Here is a 9,529-nt window from a genome sequence, read left to right on the forward strand (position 1 = left end):
CTCTGCTCCTTCGCCCTGGCTCGCCGTCAGACGGCGGCCATCTCGGCCTCGTCCGCCACGGTCCAGCCGCCCGCGCCCAGCAGCCGGGACAGCGCCTGGACGGAGCCCTGCTGCACGAACAGCTCGACCAGTCCGCGGGGCCGGTCCAGGGAGTGCTCGATCCGCACGTCCTCGATGTTCACCCCGATCTCCCCCACCGCGGTGAACAGCCTGGCCAGCGCGCCCGGTTGGTCGGGCACCAGGACCGGTACCGCGGTGAGGTCGGTCAGCGGCGTGCCGGACTTGAGGGCGACCCGCGCCCGCCCCCGGTTGCCGTGCCGGAGCAGGTCGTCCATGGCGGCCGCGCCGTGCTTGCGCCGCGCCGCGTCGCTCCCGCCGAGGGCGCGCAGTGCGGCGATGGCCCGGCCGAGGTCGGCGGAGTACTCGTCGAGGACGTCCGCGACGGCGTCGGCGTTGGCATCGAGGATCTCGCCCCACAGGCCGGGGTCGCCGGCCGCGATCCGGGTGACGTCCCGCAGGCCCTGCCCGGCGACGCGGATGCTCTCCTCCCCCGCCAGCTCCAGGCGGGCCGCCATCAGGGCGGAGACCAGGTGCGGGGCGTGCGAGGTGAGGGCGACGGCGCGGTCGTGCGCGACGGCGTCCATGACGATCGGCGTGCCGCCGCACAGCGAGGCGAGTTCGAGCGCGCGGTTCAGCGTCTCCTGGCCGGTGCGGGCGGACGGCGTGAGCACCCACGGCCTGCCTTCGAACAGGTCGGCCCGGCCGGCCAGCGGCCCGGACCGCTCGGTGCCCGCCATCGGGTGGCCCCCGATGTAGCTCGACGGGTCGGCGCCGGCGAGGCCGACCTCGTGGTGCGGCCGGGCCTTCACACTGGCGACGTCGGTGTAGGAACGCGCCAGTCCCCGGCGCTGCGCCCGCGCCAGGACGGTGCCGATGTGCGCCGGCGGCACGGCGAGCACGGCGAGGTCCACCGGCTCGTCCGGCGCGACCGCCGCACCCGCGCCCATGGCCTCGGCCGTCCGCAGGGCGGTGCGGTTCACGTCGTCCAGGTACACGGTCACGCCGTGCCGGGCCAGGCCCAGCGCGACCGAGGTGCCGATGGCGCCGGTCCCGATGACGACGGCACTCCTCATCGGACGGGCCCCTGTGCCTCGGGCCCGCCGCCGGCCCGTCCGGCCTCGGCCTCGGCCTCGACGAAGCGGGCCAGCCGGGCGATGCCGTCCTCGACGTCCGAACGGGTCAGGTAGCTGAAGGAGAGTCGCATGGCGTGTTCGCCGCCTCCCTGGGGATAGAAGTACGACATGGGGGTCCAGATGACACCGTGCTCCTCGGCGGAGCGCAGCAGGGCGGCGTTGTCCGCCGCGAACGGGACGTCGACGGTGAGGAAGAAGCCTCCTCCGGGGGCGTTCCAGCCGATGCCGAGCTCGCGGCGCCGCTCCTCGGGGAAGTGCCGCTCCAGCTGCTCCAGGACGGCCGCCAGGACGTCCCCGTAGTGCGCGGCGGGACCGGCGTTGAGGTCCGACAGGCGTCCGTCGGCCGCCAGCAGCATGCCGGCCACCGCGGCCTGGCTGAGCGGCGGGGTGTTCACCGTCACCATGCTCTTGATCTTGACGAGCTCGTCGGCGAGGAGGCCGGTGGCGCCGGAGGCGTCCCGGACGGTCTGGTCCGCGACCACGAAGCCGATCCGCGCGCCGGGGAAGACGGTCTTGGAGTAGGAGCCGAGGTGCACCACGCGGCGCTCGGTGTCGAGCGCCTTGAGCGTGGGCAGCCGGGTTCCGGTGCTGACCAGGCGGTACGGGTTGTCCTCGATGAGCAGCAGGTCCAGGCGCGCGGCTAGCGCGAGCAGCTCCTCCCTGGTCCGTCCGGGCATGGTGTTGCCGGACGGGTTGGAGTGGTCGGGCACCACGTAGAGCGCGCGCGGGCGCCGGCCCCGGGCCCGCTCCGCCAGGACGGCCGCCTCCAGCGCGGCGCAGGAGAAGCCGTCGGTCCCCTCCTCGACGGCGGTCACCGGGATGCCGAGCAGCGCGGCCGCGCCGGTAATCCCCACGTAGCAGGGGCTGGTGGTGAGCAGGACGTCCCGCGGGCCGGCGAACAGCGCGCGCAGGGTGAGGAACATCGCCTCCTGGCAGCCGACCGTCACCACGATCGACCCGGGCGCGACGTCGATTCCCTCGTCCTTGCGCAGCGAGTCGGCGATCAGGCCGTTGATGAGCCCGGCGGTGGGACCGTACTGGAAGAGCTTGGTCCGGATGTCCGCCGGGGTGTCGCCCTGCTCCGCCAGGTGGTCGAGGTAGCGGCGGATGTGCGTGAAGAGCTGCTCGGTGTCGAAGAAGCCCTCGTAGGGGCGGCCCGGCGCGAAGGAGACGGCCCCGGGGTAGCGGGTGGTCACCTCGTTGAGGAAGTTCATGGTGTCGAGCACCGGGTCGCCGAGGCTGGCGTGCAGCTCCTCCCTCCGCAGGACGCCGGGCTCCGTCGCGGCCACCGCGGCGGGTGGCCCGGCCGGCGGTGCCGGCTCCAGCGGTACGGGCAGCGGGGCGAGCGGTCGCACCAGCGCGGCCCCCGCCTCGGCGGCCGAAGGCGTGCCGGTGAGCAGCAGCGCGTCCTCGAACTCGCCGTGCAGGATGTCGAGGACGTCGGAGACGCCCGTCTGCCCGGCCACCGCCAGGCCGTGCAGCACCGGGCGACCGAGCAGGACGGCGTCGGCGCCGAGGGCCAGCGCCGCCAGGACGTCGGTTCCGCGCCGGACGCCGCCGTCGAGCAGCACCGGGCAGCGGCCCGCCACCGCCTCGGAGACCTCCGTGAGCACGTCCAGGGTGCCGTACGCGCCGTCGAGTTGGCGGCCGCCGTGGTTGGAGACGACGAGGCCGTCCGCGCCGGCCGCGAGCGCGCGGGCGGCGTCCTCGCCGGTGGTGACGCCCTTGAGCAGGACCGGCAGGCTGCTGACCGACCGCAGCCAGGAGACCACCGACCAGTCCAGCGCCGGATCCAGTTCGGTGCGCCCGTGGCCGCTCGGTGACGAGTAGTCGGCCGGAGGCAGGTTGGCGGGGACGATGCCCGCGGGCAGCCGGAAGTCGTTGCGCAGGTCGCGCAGTCTCCTGCCGAGGCGCGGCGTGTCCACGGTGAGCACCAACGCCTCGAACCCCGCCTTCTCGGCGCGCTCGATGAGTTGACGGGTCGTCGCGCGGTCCCGGAAGCAGTAGACCTGGAGCCAGAGCGGCGAACTCGCGGCGGCGGCCAGCTTGTCGAAGGGCTGCCCCGCGAAGGTGCTCACCACGACCGGCAGGCCCGCCACCCCGGCCGCCTGTACGGTCGCGATCTCGCCCCCGGGGTGGACCAGCGTGTGGTACGCCATCGGGGCCACGCCCACCGGCGCGGCCCAGCGGCGGCCGAGAACCGTGACGGAGGTGTCGACCTCGCTCACCCCGGTCAGCACCCGGGTACGCAGCCGCACGCGGTCGAAGGCGAGAAGGTTCTCGGAGAGCGTCCGCTCCTCCCCCGCGCCGCCCTGGATGAAGTCCCAGACCGACGGATCCATCCCGTCCCGCGCCAGGGCCGCGTAGTCGTCGAGGGTCAGCGCCTGCCTCACCGCGGCGCGGAGATCGTCGGTGCTCATGCGGCCACCGCCTCTGCGTGCCGTCCGGTCCCTACGACAGCGTGTTCGTCCATAGTGCTTTCCGCTCTCCCAATCGACGGAGCCAGTGCCGGTTCCCATTGGACGCGCAGGCTCGTCGGCCGCGGGGGCCGTGGGCTCGGATCGGCAGCTTGCTGACACGCGCCCCGTGCGCCCCGGCCCGGTTCCGCGCCCGCCGACGAGCTCCGGTGCCCGGTCGAAGGCCCGTCAGCCGGCCACGAGGGGCTCCGCGCGCACGGCACCCACGTCCGCCGCCTCGGCGGCGCGGCGACGCCGGTAGTAGTGCACGGTAAGAACGGCGAGCATCGGCCCCCAGGCGGCCGGCGGCGTGTACGCGGCCCAGAAGACGACCGCCTGCCGGCCCTCCACGACCAGGCAGGTCGGACCACCGGTGATCTTGTGGCTGGTGGCGATCACGGTCAGGTCGTACGCTGTTCCCCCGCGACGCGGGCCGTCCGGTGCTTGGTCGACAGCACCACCGGGTGAAGCGTGCGCCGGGGACGGCGGCCCCGCTACGCCACGTCGAATATTTCGAACCGGATGGTGATGCAGGCCGGTTGTGGGAAGACCGCGGCCGACACGTCCGCGCCGGACACGCCTCCTGTCGCAGGCCGACGGCACCGCCGCACGAAGCCGTCCGCCTGCCGTGGTTCCACCCGCCGAACGAGACGGACCTCACCCTCCAGGGGGATGCGCTCAGCCCGAAGACCTAGGTCAACTCCGGTTATCGGTTGCTATGTTCGGAGGAGACCGGGCAGGGACTGCCCGCCGGACCGGAGGGTCGCACATGTCCAGCCTCACCAGAACTCCCCTGACAACCGGGCGAATGCGCGCGGCCTGGAGAGCCGCCCACGACCCCGTGGCGGGAGTCGCCCGCTGGACACGGCTCGCGGCCTACGCCATTCCGTTCACCGTGCTGCCGTCCAGCCTCTGGCGCATCGCGGCCGGAACGTTCCACCTGCCGCTCGACGGCGGCGACAGCGCCCACGGGGACATGGCGCCGGTGTTCGGGGCGCCGGCCGAGGTGTACGTCGTCTTCCTGTCCGTCGTCTCCGAGCTCCTGGCGTTCACCGCCGTAGGACTGGTGGCCGGCTGGGGCGAGGTCTTCCCGAGCCGGCTTCCCGGCTTGGGAGGACGGCGGGTGCCGACAGCCGCCGCCGTCGTGCCGGCGGTCATCGGTGCCACGGTGCTGACCGTTCTGTGGACGACCCTCGGCGTCGCCATCGTCACCGGCCACACCCTCCGCGGTGACCCGCTCCCCGCCACCTTCCCGTCCCAGACGCATGACTGGCGCGCCGTGCTGTTCACCGTCTGCTACGCCCCGGTGCTGCTCTGGGGGCCGTTGCTGGCGGCGGTCACCGCGGCCTACTGGCGGCGCCGGCGGCGCCTGCCCGCCGTCCCGACCGCCGCGCCACGGGCCGAGGTCGCCTCCCGCTGACCGGTGCCCCGTACGACGACGGTGGTCCGCCCGGATAGGGGCGGACCACCGTCGCGCGCGTACGGCCGGACGCACTCGTCACGGGGACGGCAGGTGCCCTTCGCAGTCGTACAGACGACTCTCGGGGGCAGCCCCCGGGGCGCCGCCGGCCGGACCGGCCGCGGGGCCGGCCACGGCGTACTCCGCCGGGTCGACGACGGCGCAGTTCGCCGCCACCCAGGCGAGGTTCTCCGCCATCACCGGCGAAGGCTCGACCGCGGGCGCGGTGATGAGGACGAAACGCAGTTCCCGGTCGCGCAGAAGCGACCGGAACCCGTCCTTCGTCGGGAAGGGGATCCGCCCGGTGAACCCGCCCATCGGCAGGATCCTCGCGCCGGTGCTGGTGATGAGGTCCGCTGCCCTGGTCTCGTCGGACACCGCGAGGAGGTACCGGGCGCCGCCCTCGCGATCCCGCAGGTACCGCAGCATCGCCCGGTCCGGTTCGGAGAGCGGCGGCGTCACGAAGAGCGCCCCGCGCGCCTGCGCGGAAGTGAACCGCGCGACTCCGGCGATCAGCTGTTCCCGCACCCCGGGCGGAGCGTCGATGTACGACAACTCCGCGTACACCGGGCCGGCCGCCGGGTTGAAGGCGAGGCCGGAGTACGTCTTGTCGGCCGTGGAGACCGCCCAGGTCGCGGGCGCGATCAGCACGGCCGCGAGACCCGCCGCCGCTCCGGCCGTCGCGGCCGAGCCGGGCAGCCGCCGCACGAGCAGGCCCAGCACCAGCAGCAGTACAGCCCCCGCCCCCAGACCGATCGCGGTACCCGGCACCCACGAGCGAAAGCCCTCGACCCGGCCGGAGAGGACGACCGCCCACGCGACCGTGGCCGTGATCGCGGCCGGCAGCACCCAGGCCCGCGGACCCCCGGCACGGTAGGCCCGCCAGAACACGGCCAGTCCGGTCCCGGCCAGCGCCGCCAGCGGAGGTGCGAGCACCACCACGTAGGCGACGTGGTTGACCTGCGCGACGCTGAACACCGCGACGAAGACCGCCGACCAGATCCCCCACAGCAGCAGCCCGGCCCTGCCCCGGTCGGTCCGCTCGGCGCGGCGCCGCCAGAACAGGCCGCAGACCAGTGCGAGCAGTGCCACCGGGAAGAGCCACATGACCTGCGTGCCGAACAGCCCGAAGACGGTCGGGAGGAGGCCGGTCCGGTACTGGAAGGCCGTCGCCGACTGGGTGTGCTCACCGAAACGGTCGAGGCCGTTGTATCCGACCACCATGCCGAACGGGTTGTTGTCGGTCGTCGCGTCGACGAACGGCCGATCACCCGCCGGTGTCAGCCAGACCACCGCCGGCCACGCGCAGGACACCGCCAGCACGACCGCGCCGGCGAGGCAGACGTCCCGGACGCGCCGACGCAGCGGCGCCGGCGCCGCCACCAGGTAGACAGCGGCCAGCGCCGGAAGCACGCCCCAGGCGGCGAGCATCTTGGCGTGCACGCCCAGACCGACCCAGGCGCCCGCCAGTGCCAGCGTTCGCGCCCGCCCGGTGCCGATCGCCCGGAGCGTCGCATCGGCGGCCAGCACGAGCAGGAGCGTCAGCAGCGTGTCCGGCCATTGCGAGTGCGCGAGCGCCGCCGCCACCGGTGTGAACGCCATGGCCGCCGCCGCGAGAAGCGCCGCCGTCGGTCCGGCGTGCCGACGCACCGCGCGGTGCAGCACCAGCACCGTCAGAACGGCGAAGACCGCCTGCGGAAGGACGACCGCCCAGGGACGGAATCCGAAGACCCGCACGGACAGCGCCTGCGGCCAGAAGCCCCCGGGAATCTTGTCCACCGTGATGGACGCGGCCGGGTCCACCGCGCCGAACAGGAACGCCGTCCACGACTCGGACATGCTGCGCACCGCGGCCGAGTAGTAGGGAGCCATCGGCCGGCCGCCGAGGTCCCAGAAGTAGATGAGCGCGGCCCCCGCGAGAATCAGCGCCAGCGCCAGGACTTCGCCCGGCCGCCGGCGGATGGGCGACTCTCGGTCGGGCGGCACGGCCTGCCCGGATGAATCGGTCCGCTCTTGTGTGATGAACATGCCTCAAAGCTTTGGCGACTCCCGATCATCTGCCAACGATCCATCAACGACTTCGAAGTACGGTCCGTATTTGGACGGACCGGGACTCAGACGGACCTGGCGGCCTCGAGCGCCACCGGGCGCTGGAACGAACGGTCGCAGTAGACCAGCGGCGCGTCCTCGCCCGCATAGGTGGCCTCGACCCGCCCGATCAGAATGGAGTGGTCGCCTCCGTCGGCGACGCTGTGCATGGAGCACGCGATCCGCGCCGCCGCCTCGGGGACACCCGGCAGCCCGAGCTCCATCGGTCGGGTGTCACCGGCGTCGAACCGGTCCACGCCGGAACGCGCGAAGCGCAGCGCTATGCCCGCCTGTTCCTGCGCCAGGACGTTGATCATGAAGTAGTCGGCGTACGCGAACGCCGCGTGAGTGCTGGCGGACTTGCCGAGGCAGACCAGCACGAGCGGCGGTGCGATGGACAGGGAGCTGAACGAGCTGGCCGTGAACCCCCACCGGCGCCCGGACCTGTCGACCATGGTGACCACCGTGACCGGGCCCGGCACCCGCGCCATGGCCCGGGTGAATTCCTCGGGTGCAAGGGACATCGATTCCTCCGATTGACTGAGGGGGGCGGCGGTGGGCTGGTTACCACCGCCGCCACGCGGGCTTCTCGGTGCCCGCCGATCAGTTGGGAACTACCAGCCGCCCTCCAGCAGCTCGATCTCGTCCTGCTCCAGACCCGCCAGCCCGAGGTCCGACGGCGTGTGGCCGCCGGCGCCGGGCCCGGCGGCGTGCACCGTCAGGGCCTTCAGCACCCTCAGCCACGTTTCGCCTATCGCGCGCGCCTCCACCTCGGAGAGCACGCCCGGCGCGTAGGACCAGGTCGCCAGCAGCTCGGAACCGGCCGGCCGGTCGATGGTGACGGCGTTGAGCTCCAGGTCGTATGCCAGGCCCGGCCCGTCTGTTCCGCCGAGATCCAGCTCCGGCGCCTCCGGGGCCACGGCCCAGTCGCCCTCCGCCTCACCGGGGCCGGTGATCCGGCCCAGGTAGTTGAAGCCGATCCGCGGGACGGCCAGGCCGGCCAGCTCCGCGCCCGCCCTCTCGTCGAGGTACCGCAGCAGGCCGTAGCCGAGGCCGCTGCCGGGAACCGCGCGCAGCTGCTCCTTGAGCCGCTTCACCACCCGCCCGGCGGCCGGCCCGCCCGCCCACAGCTCGCCCCACTGGACCGAGCCCGGGTCCAGACGGACCGGGTACAGGCTGGTGAACCAGCCGACCGTCCGGGAGAGGTCCGCGCCGAGTACGTCCTCGTCCCGGCCGTGGCCCTCGACCGCGATCAGGACGGAACCCGCTGCGGTACCCAGCCGGCGGCGCCGGTCGGCGACGGCCAGGGCCAGCGCCATCACCAGGACGTCGTCGACGCCGCAGTGGAAGACCGACGGCAGCTCGGTGAGCAGGGCACCGGTGTGCTCGGACGACAGCGCGACGGTGACCCGTCCCACGGCCGGTCCCGGATCTCCGGCCGGCGTGGCCGGGCCGAGCCCCGTGTCCGGTGTGCTCGCGATCCCCGTCCACAGGGGGAGTTCCGCCTGCCGCTCCGGCCGGCGCGTCTCCGCCTCCAGGAGCCTGCTCCAGCGACGTACCGAGGTGCCGACGGGCAGGAGGTCGGGGTCCTTGCCCGCGGCGAGCGCCACCCAGAGCTCGGCCATGTCCTGCAGCAGGATCCGCCAGGACACGCCGTCGACCACCAGGTGGTGCGCCACGAGCAGGAGCCGGCCCGGCCGGTCCGCTCCCGCGTCGAACCAGACGGCGCGGAGCATGTCCCCTGCACGGGGTGCCAGTTGGCCGCGGGCCTCGGCGAGGTGCCGGTTGATCAGCGGCACCAGGTCCACCGCCCCGGTCCCCACGGTGTCGACCCGCCGGATGCGGGATGACACGGAGACCGCCGAGGCCGGGGGCACGCTCAACTGCCAGCCGCCGCCGTCGGTGTCGCCGAGCCGGGCCCGCAGGACGTCGTGCCTGTCGTGCACCGCCTGCAGGACGGCGGTCAGCGTCGGGAGGTCCAGGCCGGCCGGCGTGCGGACCAGCATCGGCTGGCTGAAGCCGTCGATCTCGCCGCCGCGTTCCCGCAGCCAGTGCATGATCGGCGTGGGTGCGACGTCCCCGACCGGCTCGTCCCGCTCCCGGGGCGCGCCGTCGTCGAGCACGGTGACGACGGACGCCAGCCCGGCCACCGTTCGGTGCTCGAAGATGTCGTTGACGGCGAGCACCAGACCGGCTTTGCGGGCCTTGGTGACCAGCTGGATCGACATGATGCTGTCACCGCCGAGTTCGAAGAAGCTGTCGTCGATGCCGACCGAGGGCAGCCGCAGGACCTCGGCGAACGCCGTGCACAACACCTCCTCCCGCGGGGAACG

General features: G+C 73.6%; 7 protein-coding genes. 1 reads left to right on the forward strand and 6 read right to left on the reverse strand.

All coding sequences use genetic code 11. The features are described from left to right. Positions 1-26: 26 nt before the first annotated feature. The 3 genes from ACZ6NC_RS37135 to ACZ6NC_RS37145 all read right to left on the reverse strand — a co-directional run bounded on the left by ACZ6NC_RS37135 (position 27) and on the right by ACZ6NC_RS37145 (position 4,048). A complete protein-coding gene (locus ACZ6NC_RS37135) occupies positions 27-1,133 on the reverse strand; it encodes a prephenate dehydrogenase (RefSeq protein ID WP_465738296.1) in 1,107 nt (368 codons plus the stop codon). Continuing rightward, positions 1,130-3,613: an aminotransferase class I/II-fold pyridoxal phosphate-dependent enzyme gene (locus tag ACZ6NC_RS37140; protein ID WP_465738297.1), complete on the reverse strand. Its 2,484-nt coding sequence runs from the start codon at positions 3,611-3,613 to the stop codon at positions 1,130-1,132. The genes ACZ6NC_RS37135 and ACZ6NC_RS37140 overlap by 4 nt, the downstream gene beginning before the upstream one ends. Before the next feature lie 225 nt (positions 3,614-3,838). Then, entirely contained in the window at positions 3,839-4,048 is a 210-nt protein-coding gene (locus tag ACZ6NC_RS37145) for a hypothetical protein (RefSeq protein ID WP_465738298.1), read from the reverse strand. Positions 4,049-4,457: 409 nt separating this feature from the next. Here ACZ6NC_RS37145 and ACZ6NC_RS37150 point away from each other — a divergent pair, with 409 nt between their 5' ends. Further along, entirely contained in the window at positions 4,458-5,069 is a 612-nt protein-coding gene (locus ACZ6NC_RS37150) for a hypothetical protein (RefSeq protein ID WP_465738299.1), read from the forward strand. Between the two features lie 78 nt (positions 5,070-5,147). On the opposite strand, the gene ACZ6NC_RS37155 is transcribed toward ACZ6NC_RS37150, so the two are convergent. The 3 genes from ACZ6NC_RS37155 to ACZ6NC_RS37165 form a co-directional block, all read right to left on the reverse strand. Further along, positions 5,148-7,136 (reverse strand): glycosyltransferase family 39 protein, encoded by a 1,989-nt coding sequence (locus ACZ6NC_RS37155; RefSeq protein WP_465738300.1) that lies wholly within the window; start codon positions 7,134-7,136, stop codon positions 5,148-5,150. A gap of 86 nt (positions 7,137-7,222) precedes the next feature. After that, positions 7,223-7,720 carry a flavin reductase family protein gene (locus tag ACZ6NC_RS37160; protein WP_465738301.1) on the reverse strand — a complete coding sequence of 166 codons (498 nt, stop codon included), beginning with the start codon at positions 7,718-7,720 and terminating at the stop codon, positions 7,223-7,225. Positions 7,721-7,810: 90 nt separating this feature from the next. Beyond that, positions 7,811-9,529, reverse strand: a 1,719-nt coding sequence (locus ACZ6NC_RS37165) for a condensation domain-containing protein (RefSeq protein WP_465738302.1), incomplete at its 5' end; no start/stop codon positions are given.

It is taken from the genome of Kitasatospora sp. NPDC041988, from assembly GCF_055588525.1.